General features: G+C 37.6%; 18 protein-coding genes, 1 riboswitch and 1 other annotated feature. Of the genes, 1 reads left to right on the top strand and 17 read right to left on the bottom strand.

Going from position 1 to position 23,628, the window contains the following annotated elements:
- Positions 1-52: 52 nt before the first annotated feature.
- From LN051_RS00090 to hutH, 10 genes are all read right to left on the bottom strand, one after another.
- The gene (locus LN051_RS00090; protein WP_229292621.1) at positions 53-1,339 is read right to left on the bottom strand and encodes an adenylosuccinate synthase; all 1,287 of its coding nucleotides are present in this window, start codon (positions 1,337-1,339) and stop codon (positions 53-55) included.
- 315 nt (positions 1,340-1,654) lie between these two features.
- Entirely contained in the window at positions 1,655-3,055 is a 1,401-nt protein-coding gene (gene dnaB, locus LN051_RS00085; protein WP_229292620.1) for a replicative DNA helicase, read from the bottom strand.
- A 161-nt stretch (positions 3,056-3,216) separates the two neighbouring features.
- Positions 3,217-3,663, bottom strand: a complete 447-nt coding sequence (gene rplI, locus LN051_RS00080; protein WP_229292619.1) for a 50S ribosomal protein L9 — start codon at positions 3,661-3,663, stop codon at positions 3,217-3,219.
- Positions 3,660-5,627, bottom strand: a complete 1,968-nt coding sequence (locus LN051_RS00075; RefSeq protein WP_229292618.1) for a DHH family phosphoesterase — start codon at positions 5,625-5,627, stop codon at positions 3,660-3,662. The genes rplI and LN051_RS00075 overlap by 4 nt, the downstream gene beginning before the upstream one ends.
- Before the next feature lie 11 nt (positions 5,628-5,638).
- Entirely contained in the window at positions 5,639-6,577 is a 939-nt protein-coding gene (locus LN051_RS00070) for a DUF2232 domain-containing protein (RefSeq protein WP_229292617.1), read from the bottom strand.
- A 300-nt stretch (positions 6,578-6,877) separates the two neighbouring features.
- Positions 6,878-7,843: a homoserine O-acetyltransferase MetX gene (gene metX, locus LN051_RS00065; protein WP_229292616.1), complete on the bottom strand. Its 966-nt coding sequence runs from the start codon at positions 7,841-7,843 to the stop codon at positions 6,878-6,880.
- Positions 7,844-8,035: 192 nt separating this feature from the next.
- Positions 8,036-8,137, bottom strand: a riboswitch (SAM riboswitch).
- A 65-nt stretch (positions 8,138-8,202) separates the two neighbouring features.
- A complete protein-coding gene (locus LN051_RS00060) occupies positions 8,203-8,532 on the bottom strand; it encodes an AzlD domain-containing protein (RefSeq protein ID WP_229292615.1) in 330 nt (109 codons plus the stop codon).
- Complete coding sequence (locus LN051_RS00055; RefSeq protein ID WP_229292614.1) at positions 8,529-9,221, bottom strand: AzlC family ABC transporter permease; 693 nt, start codon at positions 9,219-9,221, stop codon at positions 8,529-8,531. Before LN051_RS00055 ends, LN051_RS00060 begins: the two co-directional genes overlap by 4 nt.
- A 457-nt stretch (positions 9,222-9,678) precedes the next feature.
- On the bottom strand, positions 9,679-10,959 hold the full coding sequence (gene serS, locus LN051_RS00050; protein ID WP_229292613.1) for a serine--tRNA ligase: 1,281 nt from the start codon (positions 10,957-10,959) through the stop codon (positions 9,679-9,681).
- 55 nt (positions 10,960-11,014) lie between these two features.
- Positions 11,015-11,204 (bottom strand) — a binding site (T-box leader).
- Positions 11,205-11,269: 65 nt separating this feature from the next.
- A complete protein-coding gene (hutH, locus tag LN051_RS00045; protein ID WP_229292612.1) occupies positions 11,270-12,772 on the bottom strand; it encodes a histidine ammonia-lyase in 1,503 nt (500 codons plus the stop codon).
- 273 nt (positions 12,773-13,045) lie between these two features.
- Between hutH and LN051_RS00040 the strand changes: the two genes are divergently transcribed.
- Positions 13,046-13,858 carry an NAD(P)H-hydrate dehydratase gene (locus LN051_RS00040; protein ID WP_229292611.1) on the top strand — a complete coding sequence of 271 codons (813 nt, stop codon included), beginning with the start codon at positions 13,046-13,048 and terminating at the stop codon, positions 13,856-13,858.
- 73 nt (positions 13,859-13,931) lie between these two features.
- On the opposite strand, the gene gyrA is transcribed toward LN051_RS00040, so the two are convergent.
- The 7 genes from gyrA to dnaA form a co-directional block, all read right to left on the bottom strand.
- A complete protein-coding gene (gene gyrA / locus LN051_RS00035) occupies positions 13,932-16,604 on the bottom strand; it encodes a DNA gyrase subunit A (protein ID WP_229292610.1) in 2,673 nt (890 codons plus the stop codon).
- A gap of 36 nt (positions 16,605-16,640) precedes the next feature.
- Complete coding sequence (gyrB, locus tag LN051_RS00030) at positions 16,641-18,572, bottom strand: DNA topoisomerase (ATP-hydrolyzing) subunit B (protein ID WP_229292609.1); 1,932 nt, start codon at positions 18,570-18,572, stop codon at positions 16,641-16,643.
- A gap of 12 nt (positions 18,573-18,584) precedes the next feature.
- On the bottom strand, positions 18,585-19,700 hold the full coding sequence (gene recF / locus LN051_RS00025) for a DNA replication/repair protein RecF (protein ID WP_229292608.1): 1,116 nt from the start codon (positions 19,698-19,700) through the stop codon (positions 18,585-18,587).
- Positions 19,697-19,936 carry an RNA-binding S4 domain-containing protein gene (locus tag LN051_RS00020; RefSeq protein WP_274704565.1) on the bottom strand — a complete coding sequence of 80 codons (240 nt, stop codon included), beginning with the start codon at positions 19,934-19,936 and terminating at the stop codon, positions 19,697-19,699. Before LN051_RS00020 ends, recF begins: the two co-directional genes overlap by 4 nt.
- A 124-nt stretch (positions 19,937-20,060) precedes the next feature.
- Positions 20,061-20,759 carry a DsbA family protein gene (locus LN051_RS00015; protein WP_229292606.1) on the bottom strand — a complete coding sequence of 233 codons (699 nt, stop codon included), beginning with the start codon at positions 20,757-20,759 and terminating at the stop codon, positions 20,061-20,063.
- 212 nt (positions 20,760-20,971) lie between these two features.
- Positions 20,972-22,105 (bottom strand): DNA polymerase III subunit beta, encoded by a 1,134-nt coding sequence (gene dnaN, locus LN051_RS00010; RefSeq protein WP_229292605.1) that lies wholly within the window; start codon positions 22,103-22,105, stop codon positions 20,972-20,974.
- Between the two features lie 182 nt (positions 22,106-22,287).
- Entirely contained in the window at positions 22,288-23,628 is a 1,341-nt protein-coding gene (gene dnaA, locus LN051_RS00005) for a chromosomal replication initiator protein DnaA (protein WP_229292604.1), read from the bottom strand.

The following is a 23,628-nucleotide window of genomic DNA, read 5'->3' as shown; positions in this document are numbered from 1 at the left end:
CTATCCTCGCGTCAGTCTTACCGAAGCGTTGCGGTAAGACTTCCTTCAAGGATTAACCCCATAACGCTTCTACAACATTTGTTTGATTACGGTCAGGACCTACAGAGAAAATTGAAATATGCACATTACATAATTCTGCAATACGTTCTAAGTAACGACGTGCATTGTCAGGTAATTCATCTAAACTACGTACACCTGTAATATCTTCTGTCCAACCTGGTAATTCTTCAAAAATTGGCTTACAACGTTTTAAATCATTTAGGTTTGCAGGATATTCTGTGATTTCTTTACCATCTAATTCGTAAGCTGTACAGATTTTCACTGTCTCTAATCCAGTTAACACATCGATAGAGTTGATAGATAAATCTGTAATCCCACTTACACGGCGTGAGTGACGTAAAACAACAGAATCAAACCAACCTACACGACGTGGACGTCCTGTTGTTGTACCGTATTCTCGACCGACTTCACGAATGTGATGGCCTTCTTCGTTAAATAATTCAGTTGGGAATGGACCGTCACCTACACGAGATGTATAAGCTTTACATACACCTACTACTTTTGAAACATGCGTTGGGCCAACCCCTGTACCAACTGTTACGTTACCTGCTACTGGGTTACTAGACGTTACAAATGGATATGTTCCGTGGTCGATGTCTAACATCACACCTTGCGCACCTTCGAATAATACTTTTTCATCCGCTACAAATGCATCATCTAATACTTTTGCTGTATCAGTGACGTAAGGTGCAAGACGTTGTCCTGCTGCGTAGTATGTTTCAAAGATTTCATCAAATGATGGTGCCGCTTCTTTAAACATGCCTTGGAAATAATCATTTTTATATGCTAAATTTTCTTTTAAGCGCTGTTCAAAAATTTCTTTATCTAAAAGATCTGCCATACGAATACCAATACGTTGTGCTTTATCTACGTATGCTGGGCCGATACCTTTTTTCGTCGTACCGATTTTATTGTCACCACGACGTGCTTCTTCAAGCTCGTCTTGTTTTAAGTGGTATGGAAGGATGACGTGAGCACGGTTAGAAATGCGCAGATTATCAGTCGCTATTCCACGTTCATTTAAGCCATCTAATTCTTTCAATAAAGCAACAGGATCTACAACTACACCGTTACCGATAACAGATAATTTCTCTTTATAGAAAATACCTGATGGTACTAAGTGAAGTTTGTATGTTTCACCGTCAAATTTAATAGTATGTCCTGCGTTATTACCGCCTGAAAAACGTGTAATCACATCTGCTTGTTCTGCTAAAAAGTCTGTAATTTTTCCTTTACCTTCGTCTCCCCATTGTGTCCCAACAACTACGATTGATGACATAAGAGCACCTCCAACGTTTTCTCGATTAACCAAAGTGTATTTTACCAGTCTGTTAGATGGAATGCAAACCAAAAAACGAACTTTATAAAAGAAGGGCATTCGTTCACTTTATCAACATAAAAAAGCTGCACTATCCTTGTAACAGCGCTCTATTATAGGTTTTTGACTCAAAAATAGGTATGCTCAAAAACAGACTTAATATCAGAAAAGGTATAAAAATCAAATAAAAAACCGTACATTTAAAACGTTATAGTCATAAATGTACGGAATAATTTATTTTTACAGATGTTTTTTCTTTAATTTCTTACACGTGATTTAACCCATATCCGCATGTGCATAATCAATATCTGTAAATTTATTGTATTGTTTCATAAAGTGAAGTTTAACAGTACCTGTAGGGCCGTTACGTTGTTTTGCGATAATAATTTCAATTTCACCATTTTCATCATTCGTTTGTGGTTCAAAACTACTGTCATCATCATCTTCTTCACCATCACCACGATTATAGTAGTCATCACGGTATAAAAAGGCTACGATATCAGCATCTTGCTCAATCGATCCTGATTCACGAATATCACTCATCATTGGTCGTTTGTCTTGACGTTGCTCTACACCACGAGAGAGCTGACTTAACGCAATGACCGGACATTCTAATTCACGTGCAATGCCTTTTAGCATACGTGAAATTTCCGATACTTCTTGTTGACGGTTGTCAGAAGCACGAGAGCCGCTGCCTTGAATTAACTGAAGATAGTCAATCACAATCATATCAAGCCCGTGCTCTTGCTTGAGTCGACGACATTTCGAACGTAAATCCGTAATGCGAATCCCTGGTGTATCATCGATAAAGATTTTAGTACGCGATAATTTACCGACTGCCACCGTAAAACGATTCCAATCTTCTTCAGTCATCGTCCCTGTACGTAAACGGTTTGAATCCACGTTTCCAGAACTACAAATCATACGCGTCGCCAGTTGATCTGCACCCATTTCAAGAGAAAAGATACCGACTGTATATTGGTCTTCGTTTGTGGCAACTTTCTGCGCAATATTTAATGCAAAAGCTGTTTTACCTACAGATGGACGCGCCGCTAAAATAATCAAGTCATTGCGGTTAAAGCCAGCTGTCATTTGGTCTAAATCACGATAACCTGTAGGTATACCTGGTGTCTGGCCACTATTTTGATCAAGTGCTTCAGCATTATCATATACTTGACCTAAAACATCTCGAATATCTTTAAATCCGTCACTTTCACGTGTCGATGAAAGTTCCAATATACGACGTTCAGCATCATTTAAAACCGTATCAATATCTAATTCTTCATTGTAGCCGTCATTCGCAATACTATCTGCCGTGTGAATCAACTTCCGCTTCACAGCATTTTTGAAAACAACATCTGTGTAATATTGAATATTACGTGTCGTTGGCACGTTTGACGTGATTTCAGCAAGATATTGTGGTCCGCCAGATTCACTGATGACCCCGTCCTGTGTAAGACGGTCTAGCACTGTCACAATATCAATATCATTGCCATCTTCATTCAGGTTCATCATCGCACGGAAAATATGCTGATGCGCTGTGCGATAAAAAGACTCTGGTAGCAATATTTCCTGGGTGGATGACATTAATTCAGGATCTAAAAATATCGCACCTAAAACGGATTGTTCCGCTTCATTACTATGTGGCATTTGTTGATGCTCATACATTCCATCCATGCGAGTAACCTCCCTGCACGTTTTTGTCTACTTTGTCTACTTCACATATTTTAACACTATTCATGTTGTTACGTCATGTTTCTTCAAAAAAGAAGAGGCGTAGACATTCGTATGTCTTCCCCCTCAAATTATGACGACATTATAGGTTTATATGCGTTTTCTTATTGTTCTACAGTATGCACACGAATCACGCCTTCTACTTCTTTATGAAGTTTAACAGGGACATTCGTATAGCCTAACGCTTGTATTCCGTGTGATAATTCCATTTTACGTTTATCAATTTTAATACCGTGTTGCTTATTTAAAGCTTCAGCAATTTGTTTTGTGCTTACTGAGCCAAATAATTTACCACTTTCACCTGATTTCGCTGTCACTTTAACTTCAAGTTCTTCTAACTTTGCTTTTAAAGCTTTTGCATCTTCAAGTTCTTGTTGTTTATCTTTTTCAATACGCTTATTTTGTTGCTCTAACTTTTTGAGATTACCAGGTGTCGCTTCTACTGCATAATTGTTTTTGATTAAAAAGTTATTTGCATAACCAACTGGTACGTCTTTCACTTCACCTTTTTTCCCTTTACCTTTAACATCTTGTGTAAAAATTACTTTCATGCATTGTCACTCCTATCGATTTGTTCTTGGATGGCTACTTTTAATCGCTCGATGGCTTCTTCGACTGTGACGTCTTCAATTTGAGTCGCAGCGTTTGTAAGATGGCCCCCTCCACCGAGGGCTTCCATAGTCAGTTGTACGTTAAACTCACCTAACGAACGCGCTGAAATACCAACAAGATTGCCTTCACGCTTAGCAATTACGTAAGACGCTTTCACACCATCTAAACTTAATAATTCATCAGCAGCTTGCGCCACGGTCACAGGATGATAGATTTGATTCTCTTCACCATGTGCAATTGCAATGCCATTTTCTTGTAAGTCTACCGTACGTATTAACTCCGTTCGTTTAATGTACGTATCGATATCATCTTTTAAGAAATGTTGCGTTAAAATTGTATCTGCACCATGTGCACGCAAATAACTTGCCGCATCAAATGTACGCGAACCTGTACGTAATGTAAAGTTACGCGTATCGACAATTATCCCTGCATACATGACGGTCGATTCTAATCGTGTTAAACGTTGCTCTGTCGTTTGATATTCTAACAACTCTGTCACCAATTCCGCCGTTGAGCTTGCGTACGGTTCCATATAAATGAGCAACGGATTTGCGATAAAATCTTCCCCACGACGATGATGGTCTATCACTACTTTACGGTTAGCTTTATTTAAAATGTCTCGATCAATAACCATTTCTGGTTTATGTGTATCAACAATTACTAACGTTGTTTTGCTTGTCATCATGTCCCAAGCTTCATCTGAAGTAATAAAACGCGCTTTAAGCTCAGGCTTTTGGTCAATCTCATCCATAACACGACGCAAAGTAGGGTCGATGTCTGATTCATTTAAAACGATGTAGGATTCGAGATTGTTCATCATCGCAAAACGTGTCACACCAATTGCAGCACCAATCGCATCGAGATCCGGTCTTGTATGCCCCATGACAATCACTTTGTCACCTTCAAGTAAAATGTCTTTTAACGCGTGGGAAATTACGCGCGCTCTTACCCGCGTACGTTTTTCCATCGGGTCAGTCTTCCCTCCGTAAAAGCGCACATTACCATGCATACTTTTAATCGCGACTTGGTCTCCGCCTCGACCTAATGCTAAATCCAATCCAGATTGAGACATTTCCCCAAGGTCAATTAAATTTTCAGATCCTTCACCAATACCGATACTTAATGTCAGTTGCGCGCGATAGCCTACACTTTTTTCACGTAATTGACTTAAAATATCAAATTTCGTCGCTTCTAATTCACGCAATATGCGACGATTTAAATACGCGACAAATTGATCAGAGCTGTAACGCTTAAAATAAACGTTATGTTCTTGTGCCCAACGGCTAATCACACGTGTCACCATAGAGTTGATTTCAGAACGTTGTGTATCGTTCATATTTTGAGTGATTTCATCATAGTTATCTAAAAAGAGTGTTGCGATAATCGGCTGTTCATCCTCATACGCTTGCTTGATTTCCGCTTCTTCTGTGACGTCTAAAAAATAAAGGATACCTTCATCTTTTGAATACTTCACTCGATACGTATAACCATTGCTCGTCAGTTCAATTTCTTTCGCTTTGTCGAGTTGTTTTAAAATATTAGGATATACCTCATTAATAGGGTCAGAAATTACATTACGCTCTGTACGATCCGTAATAAATTTATTCATCCATTCAATTTGATCGTTTTGATTTAAAACAATCATTCCAATCGGCATATTTTTAATCGCACGGTCACTTGCAAGCGTCACCTTGCCACTTAAATTTTCTATATATGTGTCTAATTTTTTGAAAATCCACCTAAATAGAAAAACACAAATAATTAACACAATAAACAACGCGATCGCCGCAATAAAACCGAAAACAATGCTAAAGAAAAAACTCAAACCAACACTTGCAATCGCAATTAACGTGATAAATATAAAAGGTAGGAGTAACGATTTCTTTACCGATTGACGTTTCATATTGTCACCTCTTAACGTTTTTTAAGCATGCTTTTTAGATTCAATCCGAGATCTAATAAACCAATTAGGCGTGTAAGTGGATAAGCAACAATACCTACAACAATTAAAAGAACAGAAACACCTATTGGGAATTTTTTAATAGAACAAGCATAATGAATAAAACTTAAACCTTGGATGACAAGTAAGAAACCAAGTACGAGGATAAAGTTTAAACTGATGCTATGTGCGGTTGTTGCTGGTTCTGTCATAATGCTAACTAATAAAGCAATGGCATATATAATAAAGATAGATTTTCTTAATTGCCATAAATACAATGGTCGATATACCGGTGTTGCCACTTTAAATTGACGTAAAATCGGAAACATAATAAGCAATGACAACATAAAATATAAAGCGATACCTACCACGATAAAACTTGGCATTTGAATTGCCATTTGTTGAATAGACGCTTCCATTACTTTTGAAGCTTGGTCGTCTAAATTTTGCATTTGAATCGTTTCATTCATTATTCTTCTATATGGTTCTAGCAATTCATGCGCATAAGGAAGTTTTTTTATGCTCTGTAAAAGTATCATTGCTCCTAACGTCACAAGGCTCGTTACAATTGTGACGAAGTATAGAATACGTTCTTTAGAAGCTCGTTGAATTAACAATTGTCCAATTACTAAACTCGCTATAAGTATAATAATCATAAACGTTTGAACAAATAGACTGCCCGTCAATGTTGCGACCAATATTGAAATCAGTGCAGCAATACCAAACGAGTATTTAGAGCGATACCAAAGAATAATTCCCGGAAGCGGAGCAAAAAATACAACAATAACGCCTAATAATGGCATGAAATGCATTACTAAAGCGACCAAAATTAATGCAATTGTGCCTAATATGGTTTCTTTAGGTTTAATTTTTGAAAACAATAACGCCACTTCCAAACTTAGATTTATAGTCACTATTTTACAGGCTTTAAGAGCGGTTTACAATAGACGTCATTTGCTAACAAATTAGGTTAAATCTCCTGTTTTATTCCCTTTAAACATCCATTCATTTGAGCTCATTATGTCATACGAGTCTCATTTAAAACCATGCCAATACACACTTAAAATAGTCTGTAATGAGGCAATACGTACTGTACTTACACTACTTAAAAGCATCTGCTGAAAGCTCGAACATTTATCCGTACCCTAACGATGCTTTTTTGTGCACCTCATATTTACATGATTATAACAAAAATGTAACTTATTCGTCTAAATTTAGCGTCTAAATCTCGAAAGTTCTAAAAAATGATATAAGTAAGGGGCCCAATCATTAAAATTCAGCAGAAAACCATCATGCCCTACGTTATCTGGAACAAAGAAATGACGATGATATTGAAAGTACTCCCCTATCGCAGCAACTTGATCATCCGGATATAATAAATCATCTGTAAAGCCCATTGTTAATACTCTAGTATCTAAAGATTGGAACACTTGCTGAACGTCTTTGCGGCCACGGAACACATCGTGACTGTCTAAAACATCTAACAATGTAAGATAACAATTCAAATCAAAATGTACTTTAAACTTATCACCTTGGTACTTCTGATAAGATACCACTTCATCAGGTGTAAAACGTGCTTCATAACTTTTAGACGACCGGTATGTTAAAAAGCCTAGTTGTCGCGCAATACTTAAGCCTTCCCTCCCTCCTAAACAAATTGCTTGTCGTGCAATTTCATTGAAGGCACGAGAATAAGAAGACGTTTTTGCTGTAGATGCTAAAATAACCGCCTTTTTCACAGTGAATTTTTGATTATATAATAATTCTAAAACTTGCATTCCCCCGAGCGATGCCCCTATTAACACTTCAATTTTTTCAAATTTAAGCGCATTTAAGCCTAACTCAATCGCACGTACAATATCACGAATAGTCAATTTGTTAGGAAAATGATCATCTGTTAATCGGGAACTTGAACCAAAAGGACTTCCAATCACATTAAATGTTAAAAACTGATAATCATGTAATGGCATATAGCCGCCATCAATAATTTCACGCCACCATCCTGGCTTCTTTTCCGTCCCATAAGTTAAATGATTCCCTGTAAGCGCGTGACACACTAATACGAGCGGTTGTCCTCGATGCCCAACATGCTCATATTTTAACTGCAAATTTTGAATAGTCTCTCCAGATTCTGTCGTAAACTTACCTAAATGCAATGTGTCCACTGTATATTCCGTCATATAAGTGTGCCCTCCCTCTAAAATATAAATTTTAAGATGTATACAGAAATAGATATAATTAGCCATACTCAAGTGAATAATAAGACGAACCGCATATGAAACAACTGTAAACCTTATACAGATAGGCGCTTCTAAATAATAAGGGGCTAGGTCATTGCTATGACCCAACCCCAACGTACATTCAGAACAGATGACTTATCACTCGACGCTTTCGTTGGTTGTAGCACCTTACTTATCTCTAAGTGGTTGCTGAAGTGTCATAGGGCCAATTCCCTCAACTTCTCTTAATAAGTTTTCTATATTCATTTATCACATATCATAACGCATTCAGAATTTTCTTGCAAATTGCATTTAGATTTTTAATAAGGTAAGACTAACCTCAGTAACGCAACGCTACTAATCCCGACAAGGACAGATACTGTTAGACTACGGGAAAAGAAGCCAGCAATCACTGTTGGGATAATACTGATGAGAAAAATCCAGTTAAATTGATACCCCCAGTGGCCACTTTGTTGAATCATTAATCCATCTACTACAAGCGCTGTAAAAAGCGTAATCGGTATAAAGGAGAGCCACTTTAAAAATCGTTCAGATAAATCCAATTTAGAAATTGCTATAAAAGGTGTAATACGCAAAATTAAAGTTCCTAAACCAGACAAAAGTATTGTCCATAGTATATACGTCGTCATCGTTCCATCATCACCCCTATCCATGCTGTGACCATTGATGAAATGAGAATAGCGATATATGAAGGCATTACGATACTTAATACGCACATCATTATCGTCACGATACAGACTAAATAAAGATAAATATGTAATTTTGTTTTTGGTATCCCTTCAAATTGAGTCACCATTAAAAAGATAAACATCGCCACAATCGCATAATCTAATCCGAGTGCTTCTGGATGTTTCAGTATGTCCCCTAACAATGCGCCAAAAACACATATTAAAATCCAAAAAAGATAAGCCGTTAAATTAATGCCATGCATCCAACGCGAACCAATAAATTGCCCTTTTGAGTGCGGAGAAATCGCAATACCAAATGTTTCATCTGTTAATAATGCGCCGATACCTATGCGTTGTAACAACGATTCATTTTTAAAACTTGGTGCAAGTGTCATACTTAGCAAAAACATCCGACTGTTCACAATGAGCGCAGTAAGGACAATAATCCAAATGGGCGTGTGAACAGCCATTAAAGCGATAATGATAAATTGTGCTGCACCTGCATATACAAGAATAGACAATAGCGCTATTTCTAGTACGCCAAAACCTGACGCCACGCCAACAATACCAAACGAAAATCCCACACCTGCATAACCTAGCAATGTAGGAATACAATCTTTCACCCCTTGTTTAAACGTAGTGTATGACATCAGTTCACACCCTTTCGAGAAAAATTAAGCCTATTTTATTACAAATCCACTCAAAACGCTATAACGTCAGTCTAACCTCACAGAGATGTTAGACTGACTACCGTCTAAGAGTATTGATTTCTTAACATTTTATTATAAAGAATTTTCAGATTTTAATACCGCTATTTCCTTCATAAATAATCCAACCTTGAACAGGACTACCTGATGTCAGTCTTATTGCTTATATGCACTTTATAATTCAGTAAGCCTTTCTTATATCAATCAGACTCCCCTACCCCACTATGAAAAGGGAGCAGGACAGAAATCTATTGATTTCGTCGTCCTGCCCCTACAAGGATGTCTAGGATTGAAGATAGCTGTTAAGCCTATCTTCAATCCTAGACAGCTACTGTTATTGTATGAAATAGAAAGCACTATACCCCATATGTTTTAATGAAGTTTGTACGTACTTATATTATTATAATGCTTTTATTACTGTTTGACCGCCCATAAATGGTACAAGCGCTTCTGGCACTGTAATTGAGCCATCTTCATTTTGGTAATTCTCTACGATAGCTGCAAATGTACGACCTACAGCTAAACCAGAACCATTTAATGTATGTGCGTATTCCGGTTTCGCGTCTTTATCACGTTTAAAACGAATGTTAGCGCGACGTGCTTGGAAATCTACACAGTTAGAACATGAACTGATTTCTTTATAATCATTGTAACTTGGTAACCATACTTCTAAATCGTATGTTTTACTTGATCCGAAACCAATATCTCCTGTACATAAAATAACACGACGATAAGGTAAGCCTAACTCTTCTAAAATCGCTTCAGCATGACCCGTCATTTCTTCTAATGCATTCCAAGAATCTTCCGGTTTTTCAATTCGAACCATCTCTACTTTGTTAAATTGATGTAAGCGGATAAGACCACGTGTATCACGTCCAGCAGAACCTGCTTCACTTCTAAAACAAGCTGTTTGTCCAGTAAATTTTTCAGGTAAGACACCCGGCTGTATAATTTCATCACGGTAATAGTTTGTTAAAGGTACTTCAGCTGTAGGAATCGTATAAAGGCCTTCTTTTTCAACTTTAAATAAGTCTTCTTCAAACTTAGGCAATTGGCCAGTACCATACATCGCTTTAGGGTTTACAAGTTGTGGCGCTATCATTTCTCTATAACCATGTTGTGTTGTATGTTTCGTTAACATATAGTTCATTAATGCGCGCTCTAATTTTGCACCTTCTTCTGTTAAAAAGACGAAGCGTGCACGTGCAATTTTAGCTGCACGTTCAAAATCAGCCATTTTTAATGATTCTAATAAGTCCCAATGCGCTTTAGGTTCGAAACTGAATGTTCTTGGCGTGCCCCATTTTTTCTGTTCTACGTTTTCAGTATCATCTGCACCTTGAGGCACGTCATCATGTATTAAGTTAGGAATGCGTGATAATTTATCATTTAAAGCTTCATCAACTTCTTTTAATTCTGTGTCGATGGCTTTAATTTTTTCACCAACTTCACGTTGCGCTTGAATCGCATCATCCGCATTTTCTTTATTACGTTTCTTTTGTGCGATAGCTTCAGACGCTTTATTACGTTCTGATTTTAATTCTTCTGTTTTTTGAATAAATTCACGACGCTTCGTATCAAGGTTTAAGATATCATCTACAACCGATGTATCGTCACCGCGTAAAGCGATTTTCTCTTTCACATATTCAGGGCTTGTTCTAAACAATTTAATGTCTAACATATATTTCATCCTCTCTATAATTTTAAGGTAACAAAAAAACCACGCCCCCTCTACGACAAGGGACGTGGTTTACGCGTTGCCACCCTATTTAACAGACATATTAATGTCTGCACTCTACAAAGTTAACGGTTTGACCCGAATTGTTCTCAAACGTGGGTAGATTTCATATGCAACGTATTATTTGTTCACACCAACCACAAATTCTCTGAAATCGGTACATATTACTTTGTCCACAAAACAATTATCTATTAATTTAACTTCAATATAGCAAATTCAATTTCACTCCGCAAGGGCTAATTTGTGAACTCTTTTATGCAGAATATGCCTCATCTGCTAAATACTGTGCCATGCGATCAATATCTTTATGAAATTGACGATCTTCAGTAATCGAAGGAATGAATGCTCTTAACGTCTCGTATTTGTCACGTGTTTTAGGAGAGAGGCCTTCAACACCTTTTAATTCCACAGCTTGTAGCGCAATAATCGCTTCAATGGCAAGTACACGACGCACATTTTCTAAAATTTGGTAGCCATGACGTGAAGCAATCGTTCCCATAGAAACGTGATCTTCTTGGTTTGCTGATGAAGGAATAGAATCCACACTTGCAGGATGTGCTAATGTTTTATTTTCCGAAACTAAACTTGCTGCTGCATATTGCATAATCATCGCGCCACTTTGCAAGCCAGGCTCTGGACTAAGAAAAGCTGGTAATCCTCCATTAAGTTGAGGATTGACGAGACGTTCTAATCGACGTTCAGACACGTTAGCTAACTCACTTATTCCAATTTTAAGGAAGTCTAACGCAAAAGCTACAGGTTGACCGTGAAAATTACCGCCTGAAATGACTAACGTCTCATCACTTTCGTCAAAAATAAGCGGATTATCATTGGCTGCGTTCATTTCAAATTCTAATTTTTCACGTACATAATTAAAAACTTGGAAGCTCGCACCATGAATTTGAGGAATGCAACGTAACGTATACGGGTCTTGAACACGTACTTCCCCTTGGCGTGTCGTTAACTCAGATCCTTCTAGCCAGTCTGACATACGCCTCGCTACTGCCGTCTGTTCTTCAAAATTTCGCACCAAATGTACCTTTTCGTGGTAGGCATCTGTAATACCGTTTAAAGCTTGATGTGTCAGTGATGCAATCCACTCCGCTTCATAGCCTAAACTTTCTGCTTCTATGAAAGTAATCACACCTTGTGCTGTCATGGCTTGTGTACCATTAATTAACGCGAGTCCTTCTTTCGCTTGTAACGTTAAAGGCGCTCGGTTTAATTTTTGTAAGACTGACGAGCTGTCTAAAATTTCACCTTGATATGACACACGGCCTTCTCCTATTAGCGCAAGGGCTAAATGTGATAACGGTGCTAAATCACCTGAAGCTCCTAGAGATCCTTGTTGTGGAATAACAGGAATAATTCGCTCATTTATAAAATAAGTTAGTTGTTCTACTAGTTGTGTTGTGACACCTGAATGTCCTTTAAGTAACGTATTAAGACGTAATACCATCATCACTAACGCAACATCATTTGAAAAAGGTTCACCTACGCCACATGCATGTGAGCGGATTAAATTGACTTGAAGTTGGTTATATTTTTGTTGTTCAATAAGTACATCACTGAATAATCCAAAACCTGTTGTGATGCCGTAAACCGTTTCTTTATTTTCTATAATGCGTTCAACAGTTGCGCGACTTTGTTCGACACGCTGAAGTGCCGCTTCTGTTACGACAACTTTATCATTTTGTGCTAAAAAATCTCGAATTGCGTGAATGCTTAGTTGCTCCCCAGTTAAGTGTAATGTCATTTTATTGCCCCCTTTGTTTATTTCTTACCTTATTCAAGTATAGTAGTCGAAAAATTCAGTGACAATAGTTCAGAGCATATCCGTAACCTATTATCAAGGTAGTAGTTTAACGCGGTAAATGATTGTTATTTTTAACTATTGACGAAAAGTAAAGACAGGTATAATATATCTTGTTGTATTTAAGCTATTTTTAAATAAGCAAGTCTATACAAATCGTTAAAATATAAATAGTATATGTAATTGAGTAACTATTTGAAAAAGGAGGTCAACAGGGTGCAAACGTTAACAAGTGTTAAAATCCCTAAGCGAAAACAAGAAACGCACAAAGGGGATTATGGACGTATTCTTTTAATTGGTGGAAATGCAAATTTAGGTGGCGCCATTATGCTTGCAGCACGTGCATGTGTTTATAGTGGAGCAGGCCTTATTACTGTTGCAACGCATCCGACCAACCATGCAGCACTACATTCACGTTGTCCAGAAGCAATGGTAGTCGATATTAACGATACGAAAAAGCTTACAAAAATGATTGAAGCTTCAGATTGTATACTTATCGGTCCTGGTTTAGGACTTGATTTTAAAGGAAACAATGCGATGACGTTTTTACTTCAAAATATATTACCTCATCAAAAATTGATCGTGGATGGGGATGCTATTTCAATTGTGAGCAAACTACGACCAGAAATTCCATCATGTCATGTGATTTACACGCCACATCAAATGGAGTGGGAACGTTTGAGTGGTATTCCAATTGAAGAGCAAACTTACGAGCGCAACAGAGAAGCGGTAAACCGTTTAGGTGCCACAGTAGTGTTAAAAAAGCATGGCACTGAAATTTTCTTTAAAGATGACGAATACAAATTACAAATTGGTAATCCTGCCATGGCAACGGGTGGAATGGGGGACACACTTGCAGGTATGATAACAGGGTTTGTTGGACAATTTGATAATCCTATTGATGCGATTACTAGCGCAACATATACGCATAGTTATATCGGTGAAAAATTATCTACCACGATGTATGTTGTACCTCCTTCAAAAATGATTGACGAAATTCCATTTGCGATGAAGGCACTAGAACAATAATTGGCAATAGCTCATTTTTAAGCATAATAAGGGGCGAGGACATTACAAAGTCCTCGCCCCTTGGCGTTACATTTTATTCGTTCTCGTTATGGTCTGCGCTTTCAATATCTTCGTTGACACGCTCCATAAAATCTTGTCTTAACGTTTCACGTTCTTCCGACGATGCATCGTCTCCTGTAGTTTCTGTCTCAACAGTTTCAGTGTGGATAGTATCTCCAGCTATAGTGTCTTCAATGACATTTTCTGTTTGTGTTTCCATGCCATCTTTATTGATTTCACCTTCGCTATTCTCCTCTAAATCTTCAGGTTCTCGCTTCACTTTAGCAACTGTAGATACAAACTGATCCTCTGCCATCTTAATTAAGCGAACCCCTTGTGTCATACGACCATTTTTAGAGATGTCTTGAACTTCCATACGAATAATAACACCATGATTCGTCACAACCATAATATCTTCATCACCAGAAACGGTGCCGATGCTTATTAGCTGACCATTACGTTCAGTGATTTTAGCCGTTTTAACACCCATACCGCCTCGATTTGAAAGACGGTATTCACTTACAGGTGTACGTTTACCATAACCTTTTTCAGTTACAACTAATACTTCATCTTCGCTATCGATGTTAGCAACACCTAAACCGACCACTTCATCGTTATCGCGAAGTTTAATTCCGCGTACACCCGCTGCAATACGACTCATTGCACGGACATCCGTTTCTTTAAAGCGAATTAAAGAAGCATCTGCTGTTCCGATAAGAATGTGCTTCTCACCATCAGTAAGACGAACGGCTACTAATTCATCATCATCACGGAAGTTAATCGCGATTTTACCATTTTTATTAATGCGGTTGAAATTGCTTAACGCCGAACGTTTGATTAAACCTTTTTTCGTCGCAAAAACAAGGAAGTTGTCTTCAGACTCTAAGTCTTTAACCGCAATCATCGTACTGATTGTCTCGTCGTTGTCTAATTCAATCGCATTCACAATAGGGATCCCTTTAGACTGACGGGAGAGTTCCGGCACCTCATAACCTTTTAATTTATAGACTCTACCTTTATTAGTAAAGAACAGAATATGGTCGTGCGTACTTGTCGTTACAAGTTGACTGACAAAGTCATCTTCTAACGTATTCATACCTTGTACGCCGCGCCCACCACGATGTTGTGAACGATACGTCGATGCCGGCAAACGTTTAATGTAATTTTTATGGCTCAACGTGATGACAATTTGTTCCTCTGGAATTAAATCTTCATCCTCGAGATTGTCAACGCCACCAAGTTGAATTTCAGTACGGCGTTCATCGCCATATTTATCTCTAATTTCGATTAATTCTTCACGCACAATATCTAACAATTTTTCTTCGTCTGCTAAAATGGCTTCTAATTCTGCGATGTAAGCAACCAAGTCATGATATTCTTGTTCAATTTTGTCACGTTCTAAGCCAGTCAGACGTCTTAAACGCATATCTAAGATGGCTTGTGCTTGACGTTCTGTTAATTTAAAGCGCGTTTGTAAGGTTTCCATTGCAACTTTATCTGTATCAGATTCACGAATAATCGTAATAATTTCATCGATATGATCGAGCGCTACACGTAAACCTTCTAAAATGTGCGCACGATCTTTAGCTTTACGCAAATTATACGCTGTACGACGACGTACGACTTCTTTTTGATGCTCTAAATAGTGGAATAAGGCTTGTTTTAAATTAATTAACTGTGGACGCCCATTCACAAGTGCGATCATATTCACACCAAATGACGTTTGAAGTGGTGTTAATTTGTATAAGTTATTTAAAATAACATTCGCATTCGCTTCTTTTTTGACATCAATAACAACACGGACACCCGTACGTAAACTTGTTTCATCACGTAAATCGGTAATACCTTCGATTTTTTTATCACGTACAAGGTCAGCGATTTTTTCAATCATACGTGCTTTATTCACTTGGAATGGAATTTCTGTTACGACAATACGCTCACGACCACCACCGCGTGATTCGATTTCAGCACGTGCACGCATAATGATAGAACCACGGCCTGTTTCATACGCACGTCTAATGCCACTTTTCCCAAGAATTAAACCTGCTGTAGGGAAGTCTGGCCCTGTGATATCTTCCATTAATTCATTAATAGATATTTCAGGATTTCGACTTAAACTCAACACACCGTTAATCACTTCAGTCATATTGTGTGGTGGAATGTTAGTCGCCATACCTACGGCAATACCAGACGCACCATTTACAAGCAAGTTTGGAAAACGTGAAGGTAAAACACTCGGTTCACGTTCATTTCCATCATAGTTATCAATAAAATCAATCGTATCTTTGTTAATATCTCTTAATAATTCAAGTGCAAGCTTTGTCATACGTGCTTCGGTATAACGCATTGCGGCTGCACCGTCACCATCCATAGAACCAAAATTCCCTTGACCGTCTACGAGTGGATAACGATAACTGAAATCCTGTGCCATACGTACCATCGCTTCGTAAATGGAAGAGTCACCGTGAGGGTGATATTTACCCATAACGTCACCGACGATACGTGCAGACTTTTTGTATGGCTTATCTGGTGTCATACCTTGCTCATTGAGGCCATATAAGATACGACGATGTACAGGCTTCAAGCCATCCCTTACATCTGGTAAAGCACGAGAAACAATGACACTCATCGCGTAGTCTAAAAAGGACTCACGCATCTCGTTACTTATATTTCGTTCATTTATTCTTGATTCAGGTATTTCAGCCATCAAGATATCCTCCTTCTAATTGAGCCATTTACCATTTTAAAAATCTAAGTTAGCATAAACGGCATTATCTTCAATGAATTGACGACGATTTTCTACAACGTCACCCATTAACATTTCAAACGTTTGGTCTGCTTCTATCGCATCTTCAAGCGTCACTTGTAACATCGCACGATTTTCTGGGTTCATCGTTGTTTCCCAAAGTTGATCGGCATTCATCTCGCCAAGACCTTTGTATCGTGCAATCGCCCATTTCGGCGTAGGATTAAGTCTTTCTTTAAGTTTATCGAGTTCACGATCATTGAAAACGTAATATTTTTGCTTACCTTGTGTTAATTTGTAAAGTGGCGGTTGTGCAATATAAACATATCCCGCTTCAATTAACGGTCTCATAAAACGATAGAAAAATGTCAGTAACAGCGTACGAATATGTGCACCGTCAACATCCGCATCTGTCATAATTACAATTTTATGATAACGCGCTTTTGAAATATCGAATTCTCCACCAATGCCTGTGCCGAAAGCCGTCACCATTTGACGAATTTCATTGTTGTTTAAAATCTTGTCTAAACGTGCTTTTTCAACGTTTAAAATTTTACCACGTAAAGGTAAAATCGCTTGCGTACGAGAGTCACGGCCGGATTTTGTAGACCCCCCGGCAGAGTCCCCTTCGACTAAGAAAATTTCACTTTCAGACGGATCTTTACTAGAACAATCTGCTAATTTCCCAGGTAAGCTTGAAAAATCTAAAGCAGACTTACGACGTGTCACTTCACGTGCTTTTTTCGCTGCTAGACGCGCACGTGATGCCATAATTCCTTTTTCAACGATAACGCGACCGACTTGAGGGTTTTCATATAAAAAGCGCTCAAATAATTCCGAAAAGACACGATCGACAATTTGACGTACTTCAGAGTTACCTAATTTGGTTTTCGTTTGTCCTTCAAATTGTGGATCTCCATGCTTAATCGAAATAATCGCAGTAAGACCTTCTCTTGTATCTTCACCAGACAAACGTTCTGCATCGTCTTTTATCACTTTGTTTTGTGTACCATAACTGTTTAACACACGTGTCAATGAACGTTTAAAACCATCCTCGTGCGTTCCACCTTCATACGTATGAATGTTGTTGGCATAAGTTAGCAAATTCGTCGCATAGCCGCTATTGTATTGAAGTGCGATTTCTACTTCCACGTCATCTTTTGTTTCGTGGACATAAATAGGTTCTGGATGAATTGCCTCTTTATTCTCGTTTAGAAGCTCTACATACGACTTTATACCACCTTCATAGTGATACGTATCTTCTCGAGGAGATGCTTCCTCACGTTCATCTCTGAGCGTAATTCGAATACCTTTATTTAAGAACGCTAATTCGCGAATACGAGATTGTAATGTCTCGTAGTTATAAACAGTCGTTTCTTGGAAAATCGTGCCGTCTGCTTTAAAACGAATGACCGTTCCAGTTTTATCCGTATCATCAATTTGTTTTAAATCAAAAGCGGGAACACCTTTATGATAAGCCTGATGATGAACACGTCCATCTCGATGTACATATACCTCTAACGTATCACTAAGTGCGTTAACTACAGATGAACCAACACCATGTAGACCACCGGAAACTTTATAACCGCCTCCGCCGAATTTACCGCCGGCATGTAAGACAGTCAGAATGACTTCAACAGCCGGACGCCCCATTTTTTCTTGAATATCTACCGGAATGCCTCGACCATTGTCCGTTACTTTAATCCAATTGTCTTTTTCAATTACTACTTCAATTTCATTTGCGTATCCTGCAAGTGCTTCATCGATACTGTTATCGACAATTTCCCAAACAAGATGATGAAGACCTCGTTCTGAAGTTGATCCAATATACATTCCTGGGCGCTTTCGAACCGCTTCAAGTCCTTCTAAGACTTGAATCTGACTGGCACCATAGTTTTCTGTGTTGTTCACATCAGCCAATGCTTCCACCTTCACTTTCTACTATTTCTCAATATTTCCCTGTGCAATCTGATAAACTTTCGCATTTTTCATAATTTCGTGATCGATACCCTCTACTGACGTTGTAGTTACAAATGTTTGGACTTTATGTTGAATTGTACTTAGTAAATGGGTTTGTCTAGAGTCATCAAGCTCACTCAAAACGTCATCAAGCAATAAAATAGGGTATTCTCCCACCTCTTGATGCATTAATTCTATTTCTGCAAGCTTGATTGAGAGTGCGGTTGTACGTTGTTGTCCTTGAGACCCAAATGTTTGTGCATCCATATCGTTGACTTGAAAAGACAAATCATCTCTATGTGGTCCAAATAAACTGTTACCACGCTCTATCTCTCGCTCCATATGTTGTTGAATATAATCAAACACTTCTGCTGTTAAGACTTCCTCAGACTGAGAGACGTCTTCGAACTTAAGACTTGGTACATATTTTAATGTCAACGTCTCTTTATCATTCGTAATTCCAGCATGGATAGGTTTTGCTAAAGATTCTAATTCTTTAATAAAATGACGTCGCCGCTGTGTCACTTTTACTGCGTATAACGCAAATTGTTGATTTAGTACTTCTAGCATCGTTGTATCTTTTTTCTGTTTGAGTTGGAGCTGTTTTAAGTAATGATTACGCTGCTTTAAAATACGTTGATATTGTGATAAATCGTTTAAATATAAATTTGAAATTTGTCCCAATTCCATATCAATAAAACGACGTCGAATTTGTGGCGAACCTTTCACAATATTCAAATCTTCAGGCGCAAATAAAACGACATTCAAATGTCCAATATATTGCGTGAGCCGACTTTGCTCTAAGTGATTGACTTTTACTTTTTTACCTTTTTTCGTAATGAACATCGTTAGCGGCATCGAGCCATGACGAAAATTAAGCTCACCCTCTATTTTAGCATATTCTGCATTAAAGCGAATGAGCTCCCTATCATTAGATGTACGATGACTTTTCGCTAAAGCGAGTACATAAATCGATTCCAGTAAATTTGTTTTACCTTGTGCATTTTCACCAATCAAAATATTAACGTCAGGATGACACTTCAATAAAACCGAAGCGTAATTACGATAATTCTCAAGTTGGAGTGTTTTTAATTTCATTGCTCACCAAATTTGATAATAAATGAACCCACTTCTGGAATATCGAGTTGATCACCATCGCTAAGTTTTTTGCCACGACGTGTTTCATGTTCACCATTAAGGTATACTTCATATTCTTGTAAAAACCATTTCGCTTGGCCACCTGACTCAACAATTCCTTCATAGTTCAAAAATTGTCCTAAAGTTAGCTCGCCATCAACGATTATTTCCTCAGCCAAATTCATCACTCCATTCATAGTTACTCACTTATATATTATATCGATTTACCGCTAAAATTTCATGTGCAAAAGTGTAAGAAATGTGAGGTTTCATGGTGTAAACGTTTTACGTGAAACATTCTTCCACTTTTATCTCACTGCATCATTTAGATTTTTCAATTTCATCATCAATTATTTTCTTGATTTCCTCATAATCCGTTATATTTTCGACGTGCTTCCCATTCACGTATAGCGTAGGAACTTGTTGAAGTTGATATTTTTTGGCCAATTGATGATTTGCTTTGGCACGATCTAACGATGCATCAGATGGCGCTTGATATGCACGAATAATTGCTTGTTTTTGCGCGTCTGTTATTTTAACTTTATCCAATCCCTCTTTAATTAATTGATCATTAAGCCAAGGCTTTTCTGACGTATCCTTTTTTGATTTAGGCTGATGTTGATATAAAAAATGATGAAAATCCCAATACGCTTTTGGCGCGATGTTGTGAACAGCTAAAGCAGCACGAGAACCACGCATTGATGTTTCATGAATTAACACATTGACATATCGAAACTCTACTTTACCACTATCAATATAATCTCGTTTAAGTTGTGGCTTTATATTTCTTTCAAAATCTCCGCAATATGGGCATGTATAATCTCCAAATTCAATAAGTGTCACTTTACTGGTTGTTTTACCTTGTGTTGGCTGCGTTGCTGTGTCTTTTTTAAATGCTTCAACATTTTTTATGTCTTTCGGTGCGTTATCGTTCGAGTTGAACATCGCAACGATTCCAAATAGCGTTAAAACCAACAGTGACACAGCGATAATTAAAAGCATAGATGATTTAGATTTCATAGTTTTCCTCCAAGCCGCTGAATATTCTTTCAATACAGATAACTTACTTTTTATGATACACGTAATTTAAATCATAATTTCTTTTTATTTTTTAAATGTAACTTAAAAAAGAGGTTGGAACGCTTAGGGTCCAACCTCCTAACATTAATAATTTAAGTGAATAATATAACGTATCACACGCTTTTAATAAATAGCATGTAATTTTGAACAAACTAGTATGTTCGAATAGGTAAAATGAGTTGTGTAACGGTATCGTCACCTTTTGGTTTCAAAATAAATGGCTTCATCGTACCGAAAAATTCTACTTCTACTTCATCGTTATCAATGGCTTTTAATGCATCCATCATATATTTTGAGTTGAAAGAAATTTTGAGATTGCCACCTTCAACATCATTTGCTGTCACTTCTTCTTTTACAGTTCCGATTTCTGGCGATGTTGATGAAAGTTCCACGAGTGATTCCCCAGTACTTAATTTAATGACGTTATTGCCACCTTCACGTGCTAATAACGACGCACGATCGATCGCATGGTAAAAATCATGGTTGTTTAAGCCTAATTTAATTTCATAGTTTTCTGGGAAAAGACGAGAAGTATCTGGATAATGACCTTCAAGTAAACGAGAAATGAAATTGATATTGCCAACTCGGAATAAAACTTGGTTAGACGCAAAGAAAATATCGATATGTTCATCGTTTTCAGTCATGATTTTGTTTAATTCAGCTAAAGCTTTACCAGGAATGATGACATTTTTATTTTCGATTTCGTCTTCAAGCTTTAATTTTCTTACTGCTAAGCGGTGCGAATCTGTCGCTGTGCATATTAATTCATTTTCTTGTATAAGCCAGTTCACACCAGTAAGTACTGGGCGTGTTTCTGAGGTGGACACAGCGAAATTTGTTTGTGCAATCACGTTTTTAAGGACTTTAATAGGTAATTGTAATGCATCGTCGCTTGAAACTTGTGGCAATAATGGATATTGATCTGGATCTAGACCGCTTAGGTTAAATTCAGAATGCCCAGATGTAATTAACGTTTGGAATTGTTCATTTGTTGAGAGTTTAACGTCTTTTCCTGGTAATTTTTTAATGATATCCACAAAGAAGCGACCTGGTAATACGACTGAACCTGGTTCTTTAACTTCCACGATTTCTTCTCCATCTACTTGATTTGGAATCGTGATTTCGATTGAGATTTCAGAGTCAGAGCCTGTTAAGACAATGCCTTCGTTGGTAGCTTCGATTTTAATCCCCGTTAAAATTGGTAACGTTGTTCTTGGGGAGATTGCTTTTAATGTATCGTTTAATTGCGTGATAAAATAGTCTCTTTTAATAGAAAACTCCATCATTCAATAAACTCCTTTCAGTCGTTTATATTAATTATAGTTATATTAAAAATAGTAATCATAGTCATAGGGCTTGTGGATTAGTGGATAAGTCTAAAAATATAAGATTTTTCAAGTTTGTACGCATGTGGATAACCTGTGCACGATGTGTATAAACTTTTAACATTATCCACATGACCAAATTCCTATGCGTTGCGGATTTCTTTTTCAAGTGATTCAATTTCTTGTTTTAATGTTGGATCATTTTTAATATCTTTGTTGATTTTGTCATGTGCGTGAATCACTGTTGTATGATCACGACCACCGAATTCTTCTCCAATTTTTGGTAATGAAAAATCGGTGAGCTCTCTGGATAAATACATGGCGATTTGACGGGGATATGCGATAGATTTCGTACGCTTTTTAGCTGCAAAGTCTTCGATGCGTACGCCATAGTATTCTCCTACCACTTTTTGAATGTCTTGAATAGTAATTTTTTTAGATTTTGGAATTTGAATGATGTCTTTTAAAGCATCTGCTGTAAGTTCTGTTGTGATAGGTTTACCTTGCAATTTTGAAAATGCAAGCACACGTGTTAATGCGCCTTCTAATTCACGAATATTTGTTTGAATTTGGTTGGCGATATACGTTAATGCTTCTATAGGTATATCTAGGTTTTCTTCTTCAGTTTTTTTCTGCAAAATAGCCATACGTGTTTCAAAATCAGGTGGTGTGATATCTACGATGAGCCCCCACTGGAAGCGTGATTTTAGTCGTTCTTCAAGCGTGGAAATTTCTTTTGGTGGGCGATCGCTTGAGATGACAATCTGTTTATGATTTTGATGTAAATCGTTGAACGTATGGAAAAATTCCTCTTGTGTTTGTTCTTTCTTTTGGATGAATTGAATATCATCAATGAGTAGAATATCAATATTTCGATATTTTTCACGAAATGCTTCTGTGTCATTGTTACGAATAGATTGAATAAATTCATTCGTAAATTTTTCGCTTGATGTATAAAGCACTTTTGCATTTGGATTATTTTCTAGGACATAATGTCCAATCGCATGCATAAGATGCGTTTTACCAAGCCCTACGCCTCCATAGATAAACAATGGATTGTAAGCTTGTGCTGGCGCTTCTGCCACAGCTAAACTTGCTGCATGTGGGAAGCGATTGCCTGGGCCAATGACAAAGGTTTCGAATGTATTATTCGTATTAAACTGTTCACCGTTTGTCTCAGGATTGGCTACAGGTGGTGCTGTCTGTGCTGATGAAGCGGGTTTAAGTTCATCAAAATCAGCTTCTGTTAAAAATCGTACTTGTTTCACTGATTTTCCAGTAACGGTTTTAATAATCGCTTGAATGAGTTCCGTGTAATTGGTGCTTAACCAACTTGCAACGAAAGGTTGATTAACTAATACAATTGCTTCTTCATCAGACAGAGTATGCAACTGTGTGTCTTTAAGCCAAGTTTGATAAGAAATACTTGAAACTTCTTCTTTAGATAAGCTGAGAACTTTGTCCCAAATTTCTTGTTCTGACAT

It is taken from the genome of Staphylococcus ratti (assembly GCF_020883535.1).
GTDB classification, from domain to species: domain Bacteria; phylum Bacillota; class Bacilli; order Staphylococcales; family Staphylococcaceae; genus Staphylococcus; species Staphylococcus ratti.
This window is presented reverse-complemented; position numbering and strand designations above follow the sequence as displayed.